The 335-nt window shown below is 66.3% G+C and carries 1 protein-coding gene; it reads left to right on the forward strand.

What is annotated here, in order from left to right; all coding sequences use genetic code 11:
* A partial coding sequence (locus tag L978_RS18090; RefSeq protein WP_047524878.1) for a CPBP family intramembrane glutamic endopeptidase occupies positions 1-335 on the forward strand: 335 nt, incomplete at both ends.

A 335-nucleotide genomic window follows, 5' to 3' on the forward strand; every position in this document is an offset into this window, starting at 1 on the left:
GCTCTGGGACTCACCGTGGCCATCGACCCCGCGGGGATCGACGCGTATTGGTGGACCGTTCCCGTCCTGCTGCTGGCCGCGGCCCGCGCATCGCTGCAGGAGGAGTTCGTCCTGCTCGGCTATCTCTTCACCCGGCTCCGCCAGCTCGGCTGGAGTCCGTGGACGATCATCGTCTCCACGTCGATGCTGCGAGCGAGCTACCACCTCTATCAGGGGTATCCGGCGTTCCTCGGCAACCTGGCGATGGGCCTGCTCTTCGGCTGGCTGTATCAGCGCAGCGGACGCCTCCTACCGTTCCTGGTCGCACACTTCGTGATCGACGCCGCCGCATTCGT

This window comes from Microbacterium sp. ZOR0019, assembly GCF_000800925.1.
In the GTDB taxonomy this organism is placed as follows: Bacteria; Actinomycetota; Actinomycetes; order Actinomycetales; family Microbacteriaceae; genus Microbacterium; species Microbacterium aurugineum.